This window comes from Ottowia cancrivicina, from assembly GCF_029813755.1.
In the GTDB taxonomy this organism is placed as follows: Bacteria; Pseudomonadota; Gammaproteobacteria; order Burkholderiales; family Burkholderiaceae_C; genus Ottowia; species Ottowia massiliensis.
This window is the reverse complement of the sequence record NZ_JARVII010000002.1, coordinates 207,271-230,260: the sequence shown is the minus strand read 5'-3', so window position 1 is coordinate 230,260 and position 22,990 is coordinate 207,271. Positions and strand designations below refer to the sequence as shown.

Annotated in this window: 21 protein-coding genes; 8 read left to right on the top strand and 13 right to left on the bottom strand. The window is 65.3% G+C overall.

The window, feature by feature from the left end; translation table 11 throughout:
- From QB898_RS02325 to argC, 7 genes are all read right to left on the bottom strand, one after another.
- Positions 1-1,137 (bottom strand): proton-conducting transporter transmembrane domain-containing protein (locus QB898_RS02325; protein WP_279523629.1); only part of this gene is annotated, 1,137 nt, incomplete at its 3' end.
- Between the two features lie 346 nt (positions 1,138-1,483).
- A complete protein-coding gene (gene lipA / locus QB898_RS02320) occupies positions 1,484-2,482 on the bottom strand; it encodes a lipoyl synthase (protein ID WP_279523628.1) in 999 nt (332 codons plus the stop codon).
- 30 nt (positions 2,483-2,512) lie between these two features.
- Entirely contained in the window at positions 2,513-3,205 is a 693-nt protein-coding gene (gene lipB, locus QB898_RS02315) for a lipoyl(octanoyl) transferase LipB (RefSeq protein WP_102283454.1), read from the bottom strand.
- Between the two features lie 25 nt (positions 3,206-3,230).
- Positions 3,231-3,515 carry a YbeD family protein gene (locus QB898_RS02310; protein ID WP_428982713.1) on the bottom strand — a complete coding sequence of 95 codons (285 nt, stop codon included), beginning with the start codon at positions 3,513-3,515 and terminating at the stop codon, positions 3,231-3,233.
- A 103-nt stretch (positions 3,516-3,618) separates the two neighbouring features.
- Complete coding sequence (locus QB898_RS02305; RefSeq protein ID WP_279523626.1) at positions 3,619-4,281, bottom strand: DNA glycosylase; 663 nt, start codon at positions 4,279-4,281, stop codon at positions 3,619-3,621.
- Entirely contained in the window at positions 4,274-4,723 is a 450-nt protein-coding gene (locus QB898_RS02300; RefSeq protein ID WP_279523625.1) for an OsmC family protein, read from the bottom strand. Before QB898_RS02300 ends, QB898_RS02305 begins: the two co-directional genes overlap by 8 nt.
- 508 nt (positions 4,724-5,231) lie before the next feature.
- A complete protein-coding gene (gene argC / locus QB898_RS02295) occupies positions 5,232-6,146 on the bottom strand; it encodes an N-acetyl-gamma-glutamyl-phosphate reductase (protein WP_279523624.1) in 915 nt (304 codons plus the stop codon).
- A gap of 159 nt (positions 6,147-6,305) precedes the next feature.
- On the opposite strand from argC, the gene sucC reads away from it, so the two are divergent.
- The 6 genes from sucC to QB898_RS02265 all read left to right on the top strand — a co-directional run bounded on the left by sucC (position 6,306) and on the right by QB898_RS02265 (position 13,160).
- Positions 6,306-7,466 (top strand): ADP-forming succinate--CoA ligase subunit beta, encoded by a 1,161-nt coding sequence (gene sucC / locus QB898_RS02290; protein WP_102283451.1) that lies wholly within the window; start codon positions 6,306-6,308, stop codon positions 7,464-7,466.
- Between the two features lie 19 nt (positions 7,467-7,485).
- On the top strand, positions 7,486-8,379 hold the full coding sequence (sucD, locus tag QB898_RS02285) for a succinate--CoA ligase subunit alpha (protein WP_050715283.1): 894 nt from the start codon (positions 7,486-7,488) through the stop codon (positions 8,377-8,379).
- 100 nt (positions 8,380-8,479) lie between these two features.
- Positions 8,480-9,199 (top strand): TerC family protein, encoded by a 720-nt coding sequence (locus tag QB898_RS02280; protein ID WP_279523623.1) that lies wholly within the window; start codon positions 8,480-8,482, stop codon positions 9,197-9,199.
- Positions 9,189-9,998: a Stp1/IreP family PP2C-type Ser/Thr phosphatase gene (locus tag QB898_RS02275; protein WP_279523622.1), complete on the top strand. Its 810-nt coding sequence runs from the start codon at positions 9,189-9,191 to the stop codon at positions 9,996-9,998. The genes QB898_RS02280 and QB898_RS02275 overlap by 11 nt, the downstream gene beginning before the upstream one ends.
- 62 nt (positions 9,999-10,060) lie before the next feature.
- Complete coding sequence (locus QB898_RS02270; RefSeq protein WP_279523621.1) at positions 10,061-10,762, top strand: FHA domain-containing protein; 702 nt, start codon at positions 10,061-10,063, stop codon at positions 10,760-10,762.
- 229 nt (positions 10,763-10,991) lie between these two features.
- Positions 10,992-13,160: a CHASE2 domain-containing protein gene (locus QB898_RS02265; RefSeq protein WP_279523620.1), complete on the top strand. Its 2,169-nt coding sequence runs from the start codon at positions 10,992-10,994 to the stop codon at positions 13,158-13,160.
- A 369-nt stretch (positions 13,161-13,529) separates the two neighbouring features.
- Here the strand turns inward: QB898_RS02265 and QB898_RS02260 are convergent, their stop codons facing one another.
- Entirely contained in the window at positions 13,530-14,015 is a 486-nt protein-coding gene (locus QB898_RS02260; RefSeq protein ID WP_279523619.1) for a hypothetical protein, read from the bottom strand.
- A 166-nt stretch (positions 14,016-14,181) separates the two neighbouring features.
- On the opposite strand from QB898_RS02260, the gene QB898_RS02255 reads away from it, so the two are divergent.
- Positions 14,182-15,099 (top strand): phosphoribosylaminoimidazolesuccinocarboxamide synthase, encoded by a 918-nt coding sequence (locus QB898_RS02255; protein WP_279523618.1) that lies wholly within the window; start codon positions 14,182-14,184, stop codon positions 15,097-15,099.
- Positions 15,100-15,623: 524 nt separating this feature from the next.
- Here QB898_RS02255 and QB898_RS02250 read toward each other — a convergent pair.
- The 4 genes from QB898_RS02250 to yajC all read right to left on the bottom strand — a co-directional run bounded on the left by QB898_RS02250 (position 15,624) and on the right by yajC (position 21,396).
- Complete coding sequence (locus QB898_RS02250; protein ID WP_279523617.1) at positions 15,624-18,059, bottom strand: DUF1631 family protein; 2,436 nt, start codon at positions 18,057-18,059, stop codon at positions 15,624-15,626.
- A 42-nt stretch (positions 18,060-18,101) separates the two neighbouring features.
- Positions 18,102-19,049 carry a protein translocase subunit SecF gene (secF, locus tag QB898_RS02245; RefSeq protein WP_050715291.1) on the bottom strand — a complete coding sequence of 316 codons (948 nt, stop codon included), beginning with the start codon at positions 19,047-19,049 and terminating at the stop codon, positions 18,102-18,104.
- A gap of 14 nt (positions 19,050-19,063) precedes the next feature.
- A complete protein-coding gene (gene secD / locus QB898_RS02240; RefSeq protein ID WP_050715292.1) occupies positions 19,064-20,956 on the bottom strand; it encodes a protein translocase subunit SecD in 1,893 nt (630 codons plus the stop codon).
- 101 nt (positions 20,957-21,057) lie between these two features.
- Positions 21,058-21,396 (bottom strand): preprotein translocase subunit YajC, encoded by a 339-nt coding sequence (yajC, locus tag QB898_RS02235; protein ID WP_050715293.1) that lies wholly within the window; start codon positions 21,394-21,396, stop codon positions 21,058-21,060.
- A 165-nt stretch (positions 21,397-21,561) separates the two neighbouring features.
- On the opposite strand from yajC, the gene recX reads away from it, so the two are divergent.
- Entirely contained in the window at positions 21,562-22,029 is a 468-nt protein-coding gene (recX, locus tag QB898_RS02230; protein ID WP_050715294.1) for a recombination regulator RecX, read from the top strand.
- 125 nt (positions 22,030-22,154) lie between these two features.
- Here recX and QB898_RS02225 read toward each other — a convergent pair whose 3' ends face one another.
- Entirely contained in the window at positions 22,155-22,907 is a 753-nt protein-coding gene (locus tag QB898_RS02225) for a 16S rRNA (uracil(1498)-N(3))-methyltransferase (protein ID WP_428982711.1), read from the bottom strand.
- Positions 22,908-22,990: the final 83 nt, after the last annotated feature.

The following is a 22,990-nucleotide window of genomic DNA, read 5'->3' as shown; positions in this document are numbered from 1 at the left end:
CATGGCTGCGCTGGCCACGCAAGCGAGCGTGCCCGTCACCGGCATGGCCTTGAACAGGCCGTCCAGCCGCCGTATATCGCGCGTGCCCGTCTCGTGATCGATGATGCCCGCTGCCATGAAAAGCGAAGCCTTGAACGTCGCGTGATTCATCACGTGAAACACCGCCGCCACCGTCGCCAGCTCGCGGTTCATGCCCAGCAGCAGCGTGATCAGCCCCAGATGGCTGATCGTCGAATACGCCAGCAGCCCCTTCAAATCGTTCTGGAACATGGCCGCATACGCCCCCAGCACCAGCGTGCAAGCGCCCGCGCCCGTCACAATCCAGAACCACTCCTGCGTGCCCGACAGCGCCGGCCACAGCCGCGCCATCAGAAACACGCCCGCCTTCACCATCGTGGCCGAATGCAGATAGCTGGAAACCGGTGTGGGCGCGGCCATCGCGCGCGGCAGCCAGAAGTGAAAAGGAAACTGCGCGCTCTTGGTCAGCGCCCCCAGCAGCACCAGCGCCAGCATGGGCGCATACAGCGCGTGCGAACGAATCTGCGGCCCGGCGGCCAGCACGGCGTCCAGGTCATAACTGCCCGCAATGCGGCCCAGCACCAGCACTCCCGCCAGCAGGCACAGGCCGCCCGCACCCGTCACCGTCAGCGCCATGCGCGCGCCGCGCCGTGCGTCTTTGCGGTGATGCCAGTAGCCGATGAGCAAAAAAGAAAACAGGCTCGTCAGCTCCCAGAAAAACACCAGCTGAATCAGATTGCCCGACAGCACCACGCCCATCATCGCGCCCATGAAGGCGAGAAAAAAGGAGAAAAAGCGCGGCACCGGATCGTCCTTGCTCATGTAGTAGCGCGCGTACACCGCCACCAGAAAGCCGATGCCCGTGACCATCAGTGCGAACAGCCAGGCAAAGCCGTCCACCCGCACCACAAACGCCAGCCCCGCCTGCGGCAGCCATGCCGCCTGCTCGCGCAGCACCTGCCCGCCCTGCACCTGCGGATACAACAGCAGCACCCCGCCCAGCCCGCCAGCGGCCACCAGCGCCGCCCAGCTTGCCGCCGCATTGCGGGCCTTGGTCGGCATCATGGCAGCCACAAGACTGCCGACAAAAGGGAGCAGGATGAACCAGTAAAGAGGCATGGAGAAGGTGCGGGCAAGCGTGCGAGTCTAAGGGACAGACACCGCCGCCACGCAGGCGGCGCGCGCCTTCCGGAGCTTGCCGGCGATCATGTTTCTGCCACGTTCCATTGCGCCCATGAGAGTCGGAAGAAAACACCCGTGCGCGTTTCGCGGTTTTGCAATGCGAGTGCCAGCCTGGCTTGTGCTCCTGTGGTCATCAGAGCGCGCGGGGCTGCTCCCTTGATTTGCTCCTTTAGCAATAGCACGATGTCCTAGTGGATAAAGCGCAGGGCGGCATTTATGCCCCTTTGTTTTTGCTCCTGTTTTTGCCTGGTTGAGGTCAAGGAGCGGGCCGGAGCGCAGGTTCTCAGTGGCCGCAGCCGGCGCTGCCGGACAGGGCGCTTTGGGCCTGCTGATCGGCGTGGTAGCTGCTGCGCACGAGGGCGCCGACGGCGGCGTGGGTGAAGCCCATTTCGTAAGCCTTGGCTTCAAACATCTTGAAGGTGTCGGGGGTGACGTAGCGCTGCACGGGCAGGTGGGCGCTGGTGGGGGCCAGGTATTGGCCGATGGTGAGCATTTCGATGTGGTGCGCGCGCATGTCGCGCATGACGGCCAGGATTTCTTCGTCGGTTTCGCCCAGGCCAACCATGAGGCCGCTTTTGGTGGGGATGCCGGGGTGCTGGGCCTTGAATTTCTTGAGCAGGTTGAGGCTGAATTCGTAGTTGCTGCCGGGGCGGGTTTGTTTGTACAGGCGCGGCACGGTTTCGAGGTTGTGGTTCATTACGTCGGGCGGGGCGCTCTTGAGGATTTCGAGGGCGCGGTCGTCACGGCCACGGAAGTCGGGCGTGAGGATTTCGATGCGGGTGCCGGGCGAGGCCTGGCGCACGGCGCGGATGCAGTCCACGTAGTGCTGGCTGCCGCCGTCGCGCAGGTCGTCACGGTCCACGCTGGTGATGACGACGTATTTGAGGCGCATTTGGCCGATGGCGCGGGCCAGGTTGATCGGCTCCTGGGCGTCCAGCGGGTCGGGGCGGCCGTGGCCGACGTCGCAGAAAGGGCAGCGGCGCGTGCACTTGTCGCCCATGATCATGAAGGTGGCGGTGCCGCGCCCAAAGCATTCGCCCACGTTGGGACAGCTGGCTTCTTCGCAGACGGTGACGAGCTTGTTCTGGCGCAGGATGTCCTTGATTTCGTAGTAGCGCGTGCTGGGGCTGCCGGCCTTGACGCGAATCCAGTCAGGCTTGGGCAGGGCCGGGCCGGTGTGCTGCACCTTGATGGGGATGCGGGCGAGCTTGGCGGCAGCTTTTTGCTTGGCGCTGGGGTTGTAGGCGTGGGGAGCGGGCGCTTCGCGGATGACTTCGGTCATGACGTGTTTTTTCTTGCAAAGAGGCGGGTTTCAGGGGGCCAGCAGGCGTGTGAGGTGCGCGGCCAGGGCGCTGGCGGCTTCGTCCCAGGAGGCGCGCACGCCGATGCTGGAAAGGTCGATGGCAGGCAGGCCCGCGTGGCCGCAAGGGTTGATGCGCTCAAAGGGTTCCAGCGCCATGTCCACGTTTAGCGCCACGCCGTGGTAGGCGTGCTGGCGGCTGACTTTGATGCCCAGCGCGCTGATTTTGGCCAGGCCCGTGAAGTCGGGCTGCGGCGCGGGCGTGCCGGGCAGGCGGCGCATGGGGCGCTGGGGCAAGGGGGCGTGGCTGTAGGGGTCTTGCAGGCGGATGTAGATGCCCGGCGCGCCCGCCACGCGGTGGCCGGGCAGGCCCCATTCGCCCAGGGTGCGGATGACAGCTTCTTCCAGCCGGTGCACGTATTCCTTGACGAAGTAGGGGCGCTCGCCCAGATTGATGAGCGGGTAGGCGACCACCTGGCCGGGGCCGTGGTAGGTGGCCTGCCCGCCACGGTCGGTTTGCACCACATCAATGCCGCCTGCGGCCAGCACGTGTTCGGGGCGGCCGGCCATGCCCAGGGTGAAGACGGGCGGGTGTTCACACAGCCAAAGCTCTTCGCCTTCCATGCCGAAGGGCCGGGCGGCGAAGGCTTGCATGGCGCGCCAGGTGGGCACGTAATCGGCGCGCCCGAGGTGGATGACTTTCATGGGAATTTTTTTCAGCGCCCGGCGGCTACAGCGCCCATTTCACTTTGGGGTGGCTGGTGATGGCGCGGTAGATGCCGTCCAGCTGCTCGCGGCTGGTGGCCAGCACGGTGACGGTCACGCTCAAGTAGTTGCCGCCGGAGCTTTCGCGCAGCTGGACGGTGGCGGCGTCAAACGTGGGGTCAAAACGGCGGGCGATTTCGGTGATGGCGTGCACGAAGCCGTCTTCATTCTTTCCCATGACCTTGATGGGAAAGCGCATGGGAAATTGCATGGGGTCAGGCTGCGGCGCAGGCTGGGCAGGATCGGTCATGTCGGGTTTTTCGGGCGTGTTCATGGGCGAAAGGCTGCTCAAGGAATGACAAAAAACAGGAGTTGCCGCCGGGCCGGTGCATTTCAAGGAAAGGCGGGGCGGCTCAATCCAGCAGCCCCTGCGACTTGAAGAACGCGCGCCAGATTTGCGCCTTTTGCAGCAGCGGCATGGGATAGGCGCGCGAGGTGGATGGCAGGCGGTACAGCTGCAAGCTGCGGCCCGCGTAGCCGTATGGAATGCTGTGGCCGGGCTTGGGCAGCTGAGGCACAGGAGCTTTGGGTGACTGGGCCGCCAGCAGGCCCAGCAGCACTTCGGCGGCCTTGCCGCCGGTGGCAAACAGGGTGCGGCAGTGCGGCACCTGGGGCAGCACGGCAGCCAGGTTCACCGGCTCGATCACGGTCAGGAAGGCGTCGGACGCATTGCCCTGCTCGCGCCGCGCGCGGCGCACGGCGGGGCACAGGGCAATGCCGCGCTCCATGAGAAAGGCGCGGATGCGCACGGCATCAAAACGCTTTTTGCCCGCCACCTGAAAGTGCGCCACGTCGCCAAAGAAGGCCAGCCCGTAGATGCGCCACATGTCGTTTTGGTAGTTGGGGTAGTGAAAGTCCATGCAGCGCTTTTCGGGCGCGGGCGGAAAGCTGCCCATCATCATCACCGTGGCCTTCGGCGGCAGCACGGCGGCGAAGGGGTGCGTTTCGATGGGCTGCCGGGCAGGCGGCGGCGCGGAGGATGGCGCTGCGGAAGATGGCGTTTTCGGCTCAGGCATCCAGCACTTCAAAAGAGGTGGTGATTTCCGCCGTCTTGCCCAGCATGATGGCTGCCGAGCAGTATTTGCTGTGGCTCAGGTGGATGGCCCGCTCCACGGCCTGCGCGGGCAGCTCGCGCCCTGTCACGCGAAAGTGCATGTGAATGCGGGTGAAAACCTTGGGGTCGGTTTCGGCGCGGTCGGCGCTCAGCCGCACCGTGCAGCCGCGCACGTCATGGCGGCCCCGGCGCAGGATGAGCACCACGTCATACGCCGTGCAGCCGCCCGCGCCTGCCAGCATGGCTTCCAGCGGGCGCGGCGCCAGGTTCTGCCCGCCCTGGTCGGGTCTGCCAGCGTCGGGCGCGCCGTCCATGGCGAGAACGTGGCCGCTGCCGGTTTCGGCGATGAAGCTCATGCCCGAGCGCGATCCGGCGGGGGCGCTCCAGCTGACGGTGCATTCCATGATGGGTTTCTCCTGTGGTGAAGGGTTTGGGAAGCTGTTCAGAGTCTGAAGAAAACGCGCAAAACCAAACGCGAAAGCGCCAATTTTTGGCCCGAAAGCAACATGCCTGGGCGCTTCGCCGCAACAAAACGACCGTCTGTCAGGTTGGATGGCGGGTTGGCGTGCAGAAAAACGGGGATGGGTCTACACTCCGCGCCCACGCAGACAGCCTGGCTGAAACGGTCAGACCGCTTTGCACTCCTTGTCTCCTCCACCCCTCCTAAGGTGGATTCAAGCCCCAGGCCCTTCGGCCCGGGGCTTTTTTTTTGCACCGAAAGCCCGCTTGCGCGCTGCCAAAGAGGCTGAATGGGTTCAGAAAAAGGAGCAAATTTAGAGGGTCTAAAAACGGCTTCTGCGCTCCTTCTACTAGGACCTCATGCTACGAATGCAGTAGCTAAATGGGAGCCAGAAATCCAGGTTGAATGCCCGGGCCTGGGAGGCGGTTTCCAGCCAGACTTTGAACAGGCTCTCACAACCCCAGCATCAGCCGCAGGTTCTGCACGGCCGCGCCGCTGGCGCCTTTGCCCAGGTTGTCCAGCCGGGCCACGCACACAGCCTGATGGTGGGCGGCGTTGCCGAACACGCGGATTTCCAGCGTGTCGGAACCCGCCAGCGCCAGGGCGTCCAGCTTGCCGTTTTCAGGCGCGGCCTGCACCGTGACCCATTCACTGCCCGCGTAATGGGCGGCGTAGATCTGCAGCAGCCTTTCAGGCGAAGGCTGGCCGGGCAGCAAATCCAGATGCAGGGGCAGCTCCACCAGCATGCCTTGCGCGAAGCTGGCGACGGCGGGCATGAAAACCGGGCGGCGCGTGAGCGCGCCATAGCGCATGATTTCAGGCAAATGCTTGTGCGACAGGCCCAGCGCATACAGCTCGTAGGCGGGAGCCTGCCCCGCCTCGTAAGCCTCGATCATGGCGCGGCCGCCGCCCGTGTAGCCGCTGACGGCGGGCAAGGTGACGGGGTAATCGGGCGGCAGCGCGCCTGCATCCACCAGCGGGCGCAGCAAGGCGATGGCGCCGCTGGCGTAGCAGCCGGGGTTGGCCACGCGCTCGGCCTGACAAATGGCCTCGCGCTGGCCGGGCGCCAGCTCGGCAAAGCCAAACACCCAGCCAGGCGCCACGCGGTGGGCTGTTGAGGCATCAATCACGCGCGGGCGGGGCGCGGGCAGCGCGTCAATCAGCGCGACGGATTCGCGCGCGGCGTCGTCATGCAGGCAAAGAATGACCAGATCAACGCCTGCCATGAGCGCGCGCTTGGCTGCGGGGTCTTTGCGCAAGGCCGGATCAATGCTGACCAGCTCCACGCCAGCCATATCTTGCAGGCGCTGGCGGATTTGCAGGCCGGTGGTGCCTGCTTCGCCGTCGATAAATACTTTTTTCGTCATTTGCGTTCAATCAGGGAAAACCGCTTTGCGCCGCTCACAGACGGGTTGGGGGCAGTTTTTGGGGCGGCCGGGGTGTTGCTGCATGATACATTTGCCCTGCGAAGATTCTTTCGTTCATGCAGGCCCTCCGGTCTGCTTCTCTTTTCACAGAGGAAATCCATGAAGATTCACGAGTACCAAGGCAAGGAGATTCTGCGCAGCTTCGGCGTGCCTGTGCCGCGCGGCATTCCCGCTTTTACCGTGCAGGAAGCGGTTGAGGCTGCGCAAAAGCTGGGCGGCCCCGTGTGGGTGGTCAAGGCGCAAATTCACGCAGGCGGCCGTGGCAAGGGCGGCGGCGTGAAAGTGGCCAAGACGCTGGATGAAGTCAAGACGCTGGCCGGCCAGATTCTGGGCATGCAGCTCAAGACGCACCAGACCGGCCCCGAAGGCCAGAAAGTGCGCCGCCTCTACATTGAAGAAGGCGCGGACATCCAGAAAGAGTATTACCTGTCGGTGCTGACCGACCGCGCTTCGCAGAAGGTGGCCATCATCGCCAGCAGCGAAGGCGGCATGAACATTGAAGAAGTGGCGCACAGCCACCCTGAAAAGATCGTCAAGGTCTTCGTCGATCCGCTGACGGGCCTGACCGACGCGCAAGGCCAGGAGCTGGCCAAAGGCGTGAACATGCCCGAAGGCAGCGTGCCCCAGTTCATCGACGTGTGCAAGAAGCTCTACAAGTGCTACATGGACACGGACGCCTCGCTCGTTGAAATCAACCCGCTGAACCGCGACAGCAAGGGCAACATCATCGCGCTGGACGCCAAATTCAACTTCGACAGCAACGCGCTGTTCCGCCACCCCGAAATCGTGGCCCTGCGCGATCTGGACGAAGAAGACCCGGCCGAGCTGGAAGCCAGCAAGTTCGACCTCTCCTACATCAGCCTGGACGGCAACATCGGCTGCATGGTCAATGGCGCGGGCCTGGCGATGGCGACGATGGACACCATCAAGCTCTTCGGCGGCGAACCGGCCAACTTCCTGGACGTGGGCGGCGGCGCCACCACCGAAAAAGTGACCGAAGCCTTCAAGATCATGCTCAAGAACCCCAAGGTCAAGGGCATTCTGGTCAATATCTTCGGCGGCATCATGCGCTGCGACACCATCGCCACAGGCGTGGTGGCCGCCTGCAAGGCTGTCAATCTGCAAGTGCCGCTGGTGGTGCGCATGAAAGGCACCTTTGAAGAAGAAGGCAAGAAAATCCTGGCCGACTCGAAGCTGCCCATCATCTCGGCCGACACCATGGCCGATGCGGCCACCAAGATCGTCGCCGCCGTCAAGTAAACCAGCCCCGGAGCCACACATGTCGATTTACGTCAATAAAGACACCAAAGTCATCACCCAGGGCATTACCGGCAAGACCGGGCAGTTCCACACGGAAAAGTGCATTGAATACGCCAATGGCAAGCACTGCTTCGTGGCGGGCGTGAACCCGAAAAAAGCTGGCGAAAAGATTTTTGACGTGCCCATCTACGCCACCGTCAAGGAAGCCGCCCAGCAAACCGGCGCCACCGTGAGCGTGATCTACGTGCCGCCCGCAGGCGCTGCCGCCGCCATCTGGGAAGCCGTGGAGGCCGATCTGGACTTCGTCATCTGCATCACCGAAGGCATTCCCGTCAAAGACATGCTGGAAGTGCGCAGCAAGATGCGCGCCAAGGAAGCCGCCGGCGGCAAGAAAACGCTGCTGCTCGGCCCCAACTGCCCCGGCATCATCACGCCGGAAGAAATCAAGATCGGCATCATGCCCGGCCACATTCACAAAAAAGGCCGCGTCGGCGTTGTCAGCCGCTCCGGCACGCTGACCTATGAGGCCGTGGCGCAGCTCACCGAACTGGGCATTGGCCAGTCTTCCGCCGTGGGCATTGGCGGCGACCCGATCAACGGCCTCAAGCACATTGACGTGATGAAGGCCTTCAATGACGACCCGGACACCGATGCCGTCATCATGATCGGCGAAATCGGCGGCCCCGACGAAGCCGATGCCGCCCGCTGGTGCAAGCAGCACATGAAAAAGCCCGTGGTGGGCTTCATCGCTGGCGTCACCGCGCCTGCGGGCAAGCGCATGGGGCATGCCGGCGCGCTGATTTCCGGCGGCGCTGACACGGCCAACGCCAAGCTCGCCATTCTGGAAGAGTGCGGCTTCAAGGTCACGCGCAACCCGTCTGAAATGGGCAAGCTGCTCAAAAGCCTGCTCTGAAGCGCGCGCCCCATGAAGGGCGCCGCCAGCCAGACCGGCAAGCCGGATTCTCCTTCGGGATAATCCGGCTTTTTCATGCACTTGAGAAAGACGCGCGACCGTGGAAGAGTTCCTGACAGCCCATTTCTGGGTGGCCGTGGGCCAGATCATCCTGATCGACATCCTGCTGGGCGGGGACAACGCCGTCGTCATTGCGCTGGCCTGCCGCCAATTGCCTGAAAACCAGCGGCTCAAGGGCATTCTCTGGGGCACGGCGGGCGCCATTTTGCTGCGCGTGGCGCTCATTGCCTTTGCCATCACGCTGCTGAAAGTGCCTTTTCTCAAAATAGCCGGCGCTGCTTTGCTGATATGGATTGGCGTGAAGCTCATCACGCCGCACGACGAAGACGCGCACGGCAACATCCAGGCCAGCGACAAGCTCTGGAGCGCCGTCAAGACCGTGATCGTGGCCGATCTGGTCATGAGCATTGACAACGTCATCGCCATTGCCGGAGCGGCGCAAAACGCGGGCGAGCAGCACCAGATGGCGCTGGTCATTCTCGGCCTTGTCGTCAGCATTCCCATCATCGTCTGGGGCAGCCAGATCGTTCTCAAGCTCATGGACCGCTTCCCCGTCATCATCTTGCTGGGCGGCATGCTGCTGGGCTGGATTGCGGGCGGCATGTTCCAGACCGACCCCATGCTGAAAGACCTCATTCCGCAGGAACAGTCCTGGCATTACGCCCTGGGCGCGGCGGGCGCTCTGCTGGTGCTGGCCATTGGCCAGGCGCTGAAGGCGCGGCGCGCCAGGGGCAAAAAGGCGGCTTGCCATGCCCAGTGAAGCCAGCGCAAGCCCGCTGTGGCGCTACGCCACCCTCACCGACGTGGGGCGCGTGCGGCAAAACAATGAAGACGCCATCGTCATTCACCCCGAGCAGGGCGTGGCCGTGCTGGCCGACGGCATGGGCGGCTACAACGCAGGCGAAGTGGCCAGCGCCCTGGCGACCGAGCTGGTGGCCAGCGCCCTGGCGCAGTGGCTGGCCGAAAGCTGCGGCGAAATCGCGCCAGAGGACATCGCCCGCGCCATGCATGCCAGCGTGGCCAGCGCCAATCACGCCATCTTCGAAGCTGCCCACACGCGGGCCGAATGCCTGGGCATGGGCACCACGCTGGTCATGGCCGTATGCCACGGCGACTGTGTGCACGTAGGCCACGTGGGTGACTCGCGCGCCTACCTGTGGCGCGGCGGCGAACTCACGCGCATCACGCGCGACCATTCCCTGCTGCAAGAGCGCATGGATGCCGGCCTGATGACGCCCGAAGAAGCAGCGGAATCGGGCTTTCGCGGTTTTGTCACGCGCGCGCTGGGCGTGGAAGACTGGGTGCAGCTGGACGTCAGCGAAATGCGCGCACGCACGGGCGACGTCATCTTGCTGTGCTCCGATGGTCTGACCGACATGGTGGACGACAGCCGCCTGGCCAGCCTGCTGGCCCAGTCGGCCGAGCTGCACGAAGCGGCGCGCGCCCTGGTGGACGAGGCCAACGCCAACGGCGGGCGCGACAACGTTTCAGTGGCGTTGTGCCGCTTTACCGGGCCGGCGAAAAAAACAGGATTTCTTTCAAAATTGCAACGAAAATGACGATCCGCACCAAACAGGGCGCGTCCATGCGTGCGTGAGCGGGCCTCAGAGGAGAAAGATACATGCCAAAGCTGGTGATTTCGGTGGACGGAGTGGTGGTCAAGGAAGCGCAGCTGACCAAAGACCGGACCACCTTGGGCCGCAGGCCCTACAACGACATCGTGATTGACCACCTTGCCGTCAGCGGCGAGCACGCCGTCATCCTCATGCAAAACGGCGACGTCATCCTGCAAGACTGCCACAGCACCAACGGCACCTATGTCAATGGCGCGCGCATCACAAGCCAGAAGCTGGCCGATCGCGATCGCATCGAGGTGGGCCGCTACAAGATTGATTACCACGCCACCGGCTCCGCCCGGGCCACGCCGTCCATGCCCCAGACGCCGCCTGCCAAGCCGGCGTCTTCACCCGCAGCGCCTGCGCCAGCCCAGCAGGCGGCTGGCGCGGCATCGGCCTTTGCCGCCACGGGCTTTCAAGACTCGCGCCCGGCCGCGCCCAAGAAAGCGGGGCCGCGCGTGCGCGTGCTCAACGGCTCGGCCACGGGGCGCGAGCTGCTGCTCATCAAGGAAGTCACCACCATCGGTAAGCCGGGCGTTTCAGTTGCCTCCATCACGCGCAAGCCGCAAGGCTTCGAGCTGGCGCTGATGGAAGGCGCATACGTGCCCACCGTCAATGGCGTGGCGCTGGATGACGGCCCCATCATGCTGCGCAACCATGACCGCATTGAGCTGGCGGGCATCCGCATGGAGTTCATTGACGGTTGAGACTGCCGCCACTTCACCTGCTGCGGCAGCCTCTCCAAGAGCGGTCGGGTGCGGGCTGTCAGCACGCAGATATTCAAAAAGAAGAGCGAAATCAGCGGCATCAAAAATGGCATCAGCGCTCATTTCACTAAGACCCATTGCTATTGATACAGGAGCGAATTTCGCGTCTGCCTGCCGCCTGTTCGCCAGCGCGCCGCAGCCTTCGCTTCGCTGCTGAAAGCCTTGCTCCATGCGCCTGCCCTTCCACCGCTTCTGGCGCATGGCCTTGGCGCTGGCCGTTCTCGCGCTGGCCCTGCTGCACGCGCTGGGCGTTCATGAATCGGACCTGCTGACGCTGGCCGACCAGCGGCTGTATGACGCGCGGCTGCGCCTGTTCATGCCCGCCACGCTGGACGAACGCGTGGTCATCGTGGATGTGGACGAGGCCAGCCTGGCCGAACTCGGCCAGTGGCCCTGGCCGCGCGAGCGCATGGCAGAGCTGGTGGAAGAAGTGCTGCGCCGCCAGCGCGCCAGCGTCATCGGCTTTGACGCCGTGTTTGCCGAAGCCGGGCGCGGCAGCGAAGAAAGCGACGCGCGCTTTGCCGCCGCCTTGCAAGGCCGGCCCGCCGTGCTGGGCTACTACCTCACCAGTGACCGCCAGGGCCGCCGCAGCGGCGCGCTGCCTGCGCCCATCGCGCCGCTGCTGGCGGCGCAGGACACTCCCGCTCTCATGCTATGGGATGGCTACGGAGCCAGCATCGCCAAGCTGGCCAGCGCCGCGCCGCAAGGCTTTTTCAACGCACTGGTCGATAGCGACGGCATCGTGCGCTCCGTGCCGCTGGTCGCCGCCGTCGATGGCGGCTGGCGTGAATCGCTCGCGCTGGCCGTGGTGCGCCAGTACCTGTATGGCGGCGTGGCCCAGGCGTCTTCGCAGGCCTTGCCCGCGCCAGCGCTTCAGTGGGCGGGCGAGCCGCCCCTGTTGCAAGGCCTGCGGCTGCCGCACACAAGAGGTGGGCCGGGGCAGGCGTTGCAAGTGCCGCTCACGGCCAGCGGCGCGGCGCTGGCGCCCTATCGCGGCCCGGGCGGAGCGCGGGGCGGGTCTTTTCGCTACTACCCGGCGGCGGACGTGCTGCGCGGCAGCCTGCCCGAAGGCGCGCTGGCAGGCCGCATCGTTTTGCTGGGCTTTACGGCGCCGGGCCTGATGGACTTGCGCGCCACGCCCGTCAGCGCCGTCTATCCCGGCGTGGAAGTGCACGCCAACCTCATCTCCGGCATGCTCGATGGCCGCGTGCCCGCCCGCCCCGGCTACGCCCCCGTGCTGGACGCCGCCTTGCTGCTGGCCAGCGGCCTGCTGCTGGCGCTGCTGCTGCCCGCCCTGGGCGTGGCAGGCGCGCTGGCACTGGGCCTGGGGCTGGCGGCGGCGCTGGCCGCGCTCAACTTTTGGCTCTACGCCGCCCAAGGGCTGGCCCTGCCGCTGGCCGCGCAACTGTTCGTGGTGATGGCGCTGCTCATGCTCAATCTGGGCTATGGCTACTTCATCGAAAGCCGCGCCCGCCGCCGCCTGATTGACCTCTTTGGCACCTATGTGCCGCCTGAGCTGGTGCAACGCATGGCCAGCCAGCCGGAGCTGTACACCATGCGGGCCGAGGCGCGGGAAATCACCGTCATGTTCTGCGACATGCGCGGCTTCACCAGCCTGTCGGAGACGATGGCGCCGCTGCAATTGCAGGCCCTGCTCAACCGCATCTTCACGCGCCTGACGCAAGTCATCCGCGAGCACGAAGGCACCATCGACAAATACATGGGCGACTGCGTCATGGCCTTCTGGGGCGCGCCCCTGCGCAGCAGCAACCACGCCGCCCGCGCCGTGGCCGCCGCGCTGGCCATGCACAAGGCCATGCATGAAATCAACGCCGAGCGCGTCTGCATGGGCCTGCCCGCGCTGGGCGTGGGCATCGGCATCAACACCGGCGTGGCCTCCGTGGGCGACATGGGCTCCAACGTGCGCCGCGCCTACACCGCCGTGGGCGACGCCGTCAATCTGGCCGCCCGGCTGGAAGCGCAGACGCGCACCTGGGGCGTCACCATCCTGGCAGGCGACGCCACGCGCGCGCAGGCGGAAGACGTAGCCGTCTGGCAGCGGCTGGACCGCATCTCCGTGCGCGGCCGCCAGGAAGAAGTCACCATCCACACCCCGCGAGCGCCCGCAGGCCCCGTCGCCGCGCTGCTCGCTCAGGAGCTGGCCCTGTGGCAACAGGCGCTCGACGACTGGCAGGCCAGCCGCCTGCGCCCCTTCGCGCAAAAGCTGCACGCCCTGCGCGCCATCCGCCCCGACTTCGAGCCTTACGCCATCTACGCCAACCGCCTGCAGGCCCGGCTGGCGGAAAACCCGCCTGCGGCGGAGCGCTGCCAAGTGTGAAGAGTGAAATGCAGCCGCCGCCGCAAGAAACCACTCACGAGCCGCCGCGCAGCCAGCCGGAAAACACCAAAAACAGGAGCGGATCAAAACAGGTGAAAACGCCGTCCCCCGCAGTTTTCACTAGGACCTATAGCTACAAATAGAATAGCAAAAATGTACCTCTTCGCCCGTCCACTCTGGCTGGCTCTTTCCGCTTTCCACGGCCAGAGCGCAAAAGGGGCAAAGAGTGGATTGGGATGGGCTGCACAGGCGAGATTTGTTGCTCGCTTGCTTGCGCGTCCGGCGAGGCATTTGCAATGCCCAAGGCTGCTCCTGCCTCGCCCGGATCCGCGCGTTTTTGCGCCTGCGGGATGGACTGCGTACAGGCCCTCAGGGCAGCTCGCCCAGCAGCGTGCCGGTGTACGGCCCCTTGTACAAGGCCCAGCGCTTGCCGGCTCCTTTGGGCAGCAGCTCCTGCTGCGAGTGGGCGACGGTGTGCGCCTGCACCCAGGCGCCCGGGTAGCCCGCCATGTCGCCCTGGGCCGTGCGCGGCAGCGCCTCCATCATCTGGGCGGCTTTTTCGTCGCTGTCCAGCAGCCACAGCCAGGCGTTTTTCTCCTTGGCGTGAACGGCCTGCGCCAGCGTCATGATCTGCGCGTCGCTCAAGTTGGGCGAAACCAGCAGGTAGAGGCGGCGAATGCCGTGCGGATCGGTGTATTCGCCCAGGGTGCGCAAAGGCGCGGCGGCGGTGGCGGCGGAAGACGTTTTCATGTCACTGTTACCTTCTGACGTGGCTTGGGGTGAAGCAGCCTGGGCTGTGGCGGCGCCGAGAGCGCCCAGCAGCAGCGCGGCAGCTCCGATGTGGCGGATTGGCATGGCTCAAAACCTCCTGAATGACCGGCCACCCGCCATCTGGCTGCGGGCGGCCGCTAGCAAAAAAAAACAGTGCCAGACACTGATGAGCGCGGGAGCATACGTGCTGCGGCACAATGCTTTTTTTGCTTTTTGTGTCTGACTTTCGCCCTGCCCGGGGCCTGCCGCCATGTCCTCATCTTCCGCCTTGCTCACCAGCCAGCTTTCCAGCCTGCCGCTCATCGCGCGCGGCAAGGTGCGCGACAACTATGCCGTTGGCAATGACCGCATCCTCATGGTCGCCAGCGACCGCATCAGCGCCTTTGACGTCATCATGGGCCAGCCCATCCCCGGCAAGGGGCGGCTGCTCACGCAAATGGCGCTGTGGTGGTTTGAGCAGCTCAAGGGCATCTGCCCCAACCATCTCACGGGCATCGACCCGGCCAGCGTTGTCAGCGCCAGCGAAGCGGAGCAAATCCGGGGCCGCAGCATGCTGGTGCGGCGCTTGCGGCCCATCGCCGTGGAAGCCGTGGTGCGCGGCTACCTGGCGGGCAGCGGCTGGCAGGAATACCGTCAAAGCCAAAGCGTATGCGGCGTGCCCTTGCCGGCGGGCCTGCAAAACGCCAGCAAACTGCCCCGGCCCATTTACACCCCCGCCGCCAAGGCCGCCGTGGGCGAGCATGACGAAAACATCAGCTACGAGCGCACGGTGGAAATCGCCGGGCCGTCCGTGGCCGCGCAGATTCGCGATTTCTCGCTGGCCCTGTACACCCGCGCGGCCGCCCTGGCGCTGCAAAAGGGCATCATCATTGCCGACACCAAATTTGAATTCGGCCTGGACGAAACCGGCCAGGTTGTGCTGATGGACGAGGTGCTGACCCCCGACTCTTCCCGCTACTGGCCCGCCGCCGAGTACCGCGAAGGCATCAACCCGCCCAGCTACGACAAGCAGTATTTGCGAGACTGGCTGGAAACGGCCCAGGTGGATGGCCGCCCCTGGCCCAAACGCGCCCCTGCGCCCGAGCTGCCCGCCGAAGTCATCGCCAACACCGCCGCCCGCTATCGCGAAGCCCTGAAGGCGCTGACAGGGCAGGAGCTGGCCGAGTGAAGCTGCGCCGCTGAAGCGGCTTGCAGGTCAGAAAGAGGAGCAAATTTGGCAGGGTAAAAATGCCGCTTTGCGCAATGTCTACTAGGACATCGTGCTATTGGTAAAGGAGCGTTTGGCGCTGCATGCTTTGCACATCCGGGCCTGTTGGGTTCAGCGGGCCGTTGGAGCACGATCTGTGGCGGGAATACGTGCGTGATGGCTGCACGGGGCAGTCTCTGGAGCGGGGCAGGGCAGGCGGGATGACGGGCTGATCCGCCTTTGTGTTCCCGCAAACGGCTGTGAGCGGGTTCTGAAGCGCCGATGCGGCAAGTCCGCAGCAGGCTCTTGATGGAGACGGTGCGGGAGCTTTCGTGATGCCCCGCTCCGCAAAAACAGGAGCAAATTCAGAGGCTGGAAATGCCGCCTTGCGCGCTTTTGACTAGGACGTCGCGCTATTGATTGAGTAGCAAAATAATGCCGTGCGCCTGCGGTTTGTTGAAGACCTTGCCGCCTTGCCGCGTGCGGGCGGATCCGCGAGCGGCTTTTCAGGACAGCAGCTGCGCGGGCTGGGCGTCCAGCCGGGCCAAGGCGTCGCGGGTGGCGCGCACCGTGAGGGCTTCGTCTTCCACCAGCGCCAGCAGGCCAGCCTGGAGCCAGGCGGCCAGGCGGCGGGTTTGCACCATGTAGTTCTTGTTGCCGCCGGTGAAGATGTGCAGCTGCCCGCGCGGGCTGCGCCAGACGTATTGCACGCGCACCAGGCTGCCGCCCTGCTCCATTTCAAACCACGCGCCCAGCTCCAGCTCGCGCGCCCAGGCCACGGTGGCGGCGCTGGGCATGGAGCCGCCGGATGAGATGACGATCAGATCGCCCGCGTCCACGCCGAGCATGAGTTCGATGGCGCCCGGATCGAGCATGACGTCGCCCACGGCATCGTCGCTGACCACGTCTTCCAGCGCGTTGAGCTTGCGGCTGAGCGTTTCCAGGGTTTCGTCGGAAATGGCTTCGGAGCGGGCCATGAAGGCTTCGGTCACGGCGTCGCTCAGGGTTTTGACGTGGCGGTCCTGCACGTCTTGCGGCATGCCCAGGCCGCTCATGCCCTGGCGCAGCGTCTGGATGAGGCCGGGCAGGCTTTGCAGCACGCGCGCGCGCTCGTCGCGGTTGGGCTTGGCGCTCACGGCCCAGAGCAGGTCGTGCGCGGCGCGCTTGAATTCGAGCGCCTGCCGGCTTTGCGCGCCGTGGCGCACGGAGGCGGTGGCGAGCACTTCGGCCCAGGTGTGAAAGAGAAATTCGCGCACCTCTTCTCGCACGGGCAGATTGGCGAGCATCTTGTTGAGTTCGATGGTGTATTGCACCGCGAGCGCTTCTTTTTGCTCCACCTGCTGCGCTAGCGTGGCCACGCGCTCGGCGCTGCCGCCTTCGGTGAGGAACTGGGCCAGGAATTTCCTGAATTCGTCCAGCACGAGCTGGAACACGCGCCGCCCGGTTTCCGGGTATTGCTCGATTACTTGCACGATGCGCTTGATTTCGCGCTCCAGCCGCGCGTTGCTGACGCTGGCGGCTTCAAAGCCCATGGCGCAAGCGCCCATGCGGTCGATCAGCTGGCGGGCGGGGTGGTCGATGTTGCTGAAAAAGTCCGGCTCGGCCAGCGCCAGGCGCAAAACGGGAATTTGCAGGCGCGCGAACCACACGCGGATGCCCGCCGGAATGCGCTCCTCCGCCAAGATGGCCTGGAACATGAGGGCCACGATTTCGATGATGGCCTTTTCGTTCTTGGTGCCCGCTTCCTGCTTGAGTTCGGCGGCCTGATGGCGCAGGCGGCTGGCGACTTGCTCCACGCGCTGCACCTGCACGGCGGGCGGCAGGGCGGCAATGGTGGGGCGGTACGGGTCAGTGGCCGCGCCATCCAGCTGGGTCAGCGCCGTATCCAGCGGCGAAGGCGGGTGCGCGAGCGCCTGCGCCAGCTGGGGGCTGGGTTCAATGGGCTGGGTGTGGCTGAAATCGGTGACGCGGTCGCTGAGCAGACGGCGCAGCTTGCCCAGCACGCCCTGGGCGCGTGCGCGCATGCGCATCATGGGCGCAGCGCCCGTGAGCATGCGCGTTTCTTCGGCCACGCGCATCAGGTCGGTGGGGCGCACGGGCGCCATGCCGGGCTGGCTCTGGCCCGCTGGCGCGAAGCTGCCTGAGGCGGCCCGGCCATTGCCTGCTGCATCGCCTTGCCAGCCGCCGCCAAAAGCCGAAGACTGCGAGGCGCCACTCCAATCCGGGCTGGAGCCGGGCGCGCTGTCTGGCGAACCGCCCAGCCCGGCACTGCCTGTGCGCGGGCCGCCTGCGGTTCTGCGCACCATGGCTTTGAGGTTGATTTGCGGCATCACGCCGCGCTCGATCAGGAATTTGTTGGCGTTCTGATAAGCCTGCGCCAGCGCCAGCGCCAGCGCGGCCCGCACGGTTTCATGCACCACGCTCCACATTTCGCGCGAAAGGTCGCAGGCGCGCCACTGCTCGATAAGGATGCCCGGCAGGCACTCCGGGCGCAGCACGTCTTTGGGGCTGATGTCAGGCGTCTGCTCCAGAAACTGGATGCGGACGTTCAGGTCGTTCAGCTCGGCTCCGCTTTTGTCGATGGCCGCCAGGCTCAGGCGCGAAGCGATGATCTTGTTTTCCACCACCTCGTCATCCAGCAGCGAAAAAGCCGTCAGCCCGGCAGGGGCGGCCGCCGGGGCGGGCTGGGCCTGGGCCAGCGCCTTTTCCAGCGCCTGGCGCACCTGCCGCTCCCAAACGTCGCGCTGAGGCTCGAAGCCCATGCGCGCATCCAGGGCCAGGCGCTGCTCCTGCATGCTGGCGGGCATGTCGATGGCATTGGACAGGCGCTCTCGCATGGTGGCCACCAGTTGCGGCAGCCAGCGGACCAGCTCCGCGACAAACTGTTCTCGCGTCTGGCGGGCCAGACGCATCTGCGGGGAATTTGCAGGAGGAGGTGTCATGTGCGTTCTTGGGCCTCGCCTGGCGGCCCAGAAGAAGCTGGCTTACACCACGGCGCCAGCGTTCGGGTCGTCGGGATCGTGCTCTTTGCGGGACTTGACCAGGTCTTCGCGCTTGACGCCCAGCCACATGGCGATGGCCGCCGCCACGAATACCGATGAATAGATGCCAAAACAGATGCCGATGGTCAGCGCCAGCGCGAAGTTGTGCAGCGTCTCGCCGCCAAACAGCAGCATCGACAGCACCATGGCTTGCGTGGACGCGTGCGTGATGATGGTGCGGCTGATGGTGGATGTGATGGCGTGGTCGATGATCTGGTGCGCGTTCATCTTGCGCTGGCGGCGGAAGGTTTCGCGAATGCGGTCAAAAATCACCACCGATTCGTTCACCGAATAGCCCAGCACCGCCAGCACCGCCGCCAGCACGGCCAGCGAAAACTCCCACTGGAAGAAGGCGAAAAAGCCCAGGATGATCACCATGTCGTGCAGGTTGGCGATGATGCCGGCCACGGCGTACTTCCATTCAAAGCGCACCGACAGATAGATGACGATGCCCAGAATGACGAAGCCCAGCGCCTTCAGCCCGCCCGTCAGCAGCTCGTTGCCCACTTGCGGGCCGACGAATTCCGTGCGGCGCAGCTCCACGCCGGGGTCGTCGGCCTTGAGCGCCTCCATCACCTTTGCGCTCTGTTCGGCGGGCTTCACGTCCTTGTGCACGGGCACGCGGATGATCACGTCCCGCGACGAGCCGAAGTTCTGCACCTGCACTTCGCCATAGCCCAGCTTGGCGATGGCTTCGCGCGCCTTTTCCAGATCGGCGGCCTGCTGGTAGCTCACCTCCATGACGGTGCCGCCCGTGAATTCCACCGACAAGTGCAGCCCTTTGTGCACCAGAAAGAACACCGCCAGAATGAAGGTGATCAGGGAAACGGCGTTCAGCACCAGCGCGTGGCGCATGAACGGGATGTCACGATGGATGCGGAAAAATTCCATGATTCAGCTCCCTTTCATTGCCCGCTGGTTTCGCGGGGCGCGAGCGCGCCGGCGGCGCCTGCCGTTTCAGGCCGCCAGACGGTGCCGATGGACACCGTTTTCAGCCGCTTGCGCCGCCCGTACCAGAGATTGACCAGCCCGCGCGAGAAGAAAACGCCGGAAAACATCGAAGTCAGAATGCCGATGCAGTGCACCACGGCAAAGCCCCGCACCGGGCCGGAGCCAAAGGCCAGCAGCGCCAGGCCGGCGATGAGCGAAGTCACGTTGGAGTCCAGGATGGTGGCCCAGGCATGCTGATAGCCCGCGCTGATGGCCGCCTGCGGCGATGATCCGTTGCGCAGCTCTTCGCGAATGCGCTCGTTGATCAGCACATTGGCGTCAATGGCCATGCCCAGCGCCAGCGCCATGGCCGCCATGCCCGGCAGCGTGAGCGTGGCTTGCAGCATGGAAAGAATGGCCACCAGCAGCAGCAGGTTGAACGCCAGCGCGATGCTCGAAAACACGCCGAACATCATGTAGTACAGGCTCATGAACACCACAATGACGGCAAAGCCCCACATCACGCTCTTGAAGCCTTTGGCGATGTTTTCCTTGCCCAGGCTGGGGCCGATGGTGCGCTCTTCCACGATTTCCATCGGAGCGGCCAGCGAACCGGCGCGCAGCAGCAGCGCCAGGTCATTGGCTTCGTTCACCGACATGGAGCCGGAGATGCGGAAGCGGTTGCCCAGCTCGCCCTCGATCACGGGCGCCGTCAGCACCTCTCCCTTGCCCTTTTCAAACAGGACGATGGCCATGCGCTTTTTCAGATTGCGGCGGCTGGTGTCGCGCATGATCTGGCCGCCCTTGGCGTCCACCACCAGGTCCACGGAAGGGCGCTGGTTTTCATCAAAGCCGGGCTGGGCGTTGTCCAGGCTGTCGCCCGTGAGGATGACTTCCCGCTTGACGATGACGGGATGCCCCTCGCGCGTCATGAACCGCTCGGAGCCGAACGGCACCGGCCCCGTGCCGCCCTCCGCCGCGCGGCCTTCGGCGCTTTCGTCCACCAGGCGCATCTCCAGCGTGGCCGTGCGGCCCAGAATGTCCTTGGCCTTGGCCGTGTCCTGCACGCCAGGCAGCTGCACCACCACGCGGTCAGCGCCCTGCTGCTGAATCACCGGCTCGGCCACGCCCAGCTCGTTCACGCGGTTGTGCAGCGTGGTGATGTTCTGCTTGATGGCCTGCTCCTGCACCTCATGCAGCGCCGCAGGCTTGAAGGTCACGGTCAGGCGGGAGCCATCCGGCGCGGCCGCCACATCCATTTGGGGCTGGTTCTGCGCGATCTGGCGGCGCGCGGCATCCAGCATGTTGGCATCGCGCATGCGTACTTCAATGGCATCGCCCGAGCGGCTCACGCCGCCGTGGCGGATGTCTTTCTGGCGCAGCAGCATGCGAATGTCGCTGGCCGTGGTGTCCAGCCGCTTGGTGATGGCCGCGCGCATGTCTACCTGGAGCATGAAATGCACGCCGCCGCGCAAATCCAGCCCCAGATACATGGGCTTGGCGTGCAGCGCCGTCAGCCAGTCAGGCGAGCGGGAGACCAGATTGAGCGCCACGATGTAGGCGCCTTCTTCCTTGCCAGCGGCCAGGGCGCGCGCAATCACGTCCTTGGCCTTGATCTGCGTGTCTTCGGTATCAAAGCGCGCGCGCACCGACTGGCCGTCAAACACCACGCTGTCAGCGGTAATGCCCGCTTCCTGCAAAGCCTTCTCCACTTGCTCCAGCGTCTGGCCATCCACCTTGACGGTCATCTTGCCTGCGGACACCTGCACCGCAGGCGCTTCGCCATACAGATTGGGCAAGGTGTAGATCACGCTGATGAGCAGCGACACGGCAATCAGCGCGTATTTCCAGAGCGGGTAGCGGTTCATGCGAATAGTCTTTTGATGCACAAAAGCCCGCAGACAGGCGCTGCGGGCGAAGAAAACAAGGGCGGCCAGGCCGATTCCGGCGGCTCGCCGCGCCAGGCGGCCTACTTCAGCGACCCTTTGGGCAGCACCTGCACCACGGCGTGGCGCTGCACCTGCACCTGCACGCCATCGGCCACCTCCAGCGTCAGGTGGCTGTCGCCCAGCTGAACAATGCGCCCCAGCAGCCCGCCAGCCGTGGCCACCTCATCGCCTTTGGCCAGCGCGTCCAGCATGGCGCGCACTTCTTTTTGCTTTTTCATCTGCGGGCGGATCATGATGAAGTACAGCACCACCAGCATCACCACCGGCAGCAGCAGGCCCGAAAAAGGCGATGCCGCCGCCGCATTGGCGCCCGCTTCGGCGGCCGGGGCGGTTTGCGCGAAGGCGCTTGAGATGAACATGAGCCAGGCTCCAGAAAATGATGGGTGAATAAGCAGAGGCGAGAGCAGCAGCCATGCCAGCCCTGCGCGAAATCGCGTATTGTATGTGCCGCCCTGCTCCAGCCAGCCCTCTGGCGGCTCTGGCAGACCGGCTGGCCGCCCTGCCTTCGCCCCGCGTTTTCATCCATGCCCATCTCCCTCAAAGCGCGCGCCCTGCGCCTGCTGTCGCAACGGGAACACTCCCGCGCCGAACTGGAACGCAAGCTGTCTTGCCATGAGGAGCAAGCGGGCGAATTGGCCCGGATGCTGAATGAACTAGCGGCCCAGGGCCTCATCAGCGAAGAGCGCGTGGCCGAATCCGTCATGCGCCGCCGCGCCCCGCGCCTGGGCGCGGCCCGCGTGCTACAGGAAATGCGCGCCAAGGGCCTGAGCGCCGAAGCGCTGGCCGAAGCTGCCGGGCAGCTGCGCGCCACCGAGCTGGAGCGCGCCCGCGCCGTCTGGCAGAAAAAGTTTGGCGCCCCTGCCGCCGATGCCGCCGCCCGCGCCAGGCAAGCCCGCTTTCTGGCAGCCCGTGGCTTCGCCGCCGACGTGGTGCGCCGCGTGCTGAACGCTTGGCCTGACGCGGACGAAAGCTCCAGTGACTTCAGCGAATGAAGCGCGCAAGTTCAGGCGCGCAAAACCAGCCGCCGCGTCCGATGTCCACAGGCCGCCCGCTTGCCGAGCGGCATGAAGACGCACGGGAAACGGCCGGCAGATGCCTCTGAACAGATTCCAGACTTTCACGCCAGCAGCGCCAGCGCGGCCACGGGCGCGGTTTCGGCGCGCAGCACGCGCGCGCCGAGGCTGACAGGGGTGAAGCCTGCCGCCAGCGCCTGAGCTTCTTCTGCGGCGCTCAGGCCGCCTTCGGGGCCAGAAAGAAGGGTGACGGTTTGCGCGGCGGGCAGGCCGGCGCATGCAGCGCGCAAAGAAGCGGCGCCGGGCTTCAGGGAGAGGACAAAACGCGCGCCGTCCCCGGCTTCGGCCTGGCCTGCAAGGCCCTCCGCCAGGGGGCGGGGCGGATGAATGAGGGGCAGGCGGTTGCGGCCGCTTTGCTCGCAGGCGGCCACGGCCACGGCTTGCCAGTGCGCGTGCTTTTTGGCGGCATGCGGGCCGCTCAGGCGCAGGGCGCAGTGCTGGGTGAGCAGGGGGGTGAGGCTGGCAGCGCCCAGTTCGGTGGCTTTTTCCACCAGCCAGTCCATGCGCTCGCTGGCCATGAGGCCCGCCAGCAGATGCACGCGGCGGGCCGCTTCGCGCTCAATGGCGGCATGAGCGCCTATGCGCGCCTGCACGCTGCTGCGGCCCATGCGGATGATGGTGGCGCGGCATTCGCCGCCTTCGCCATTGAACAGGGTCAGCGCGTCGCCCGGCTGCAAGCGCAGAACCTGGGCGTGGCGCGCCGCGCCGTGCGGCAGATCCAGCTCGCCGCCTTCAGGCAGGGCTTGCGGCACATACAAACGCGGCGCGGCGGCCTGCGGTTTGCGGACAGGAGACAACTTAGCTCCGCTATTCATAGCAAGAGGTCCTGGTGAAACCTGCGCAGAATGGCATTCTTGCCCCCTTGAATTTGCTCCTGTTT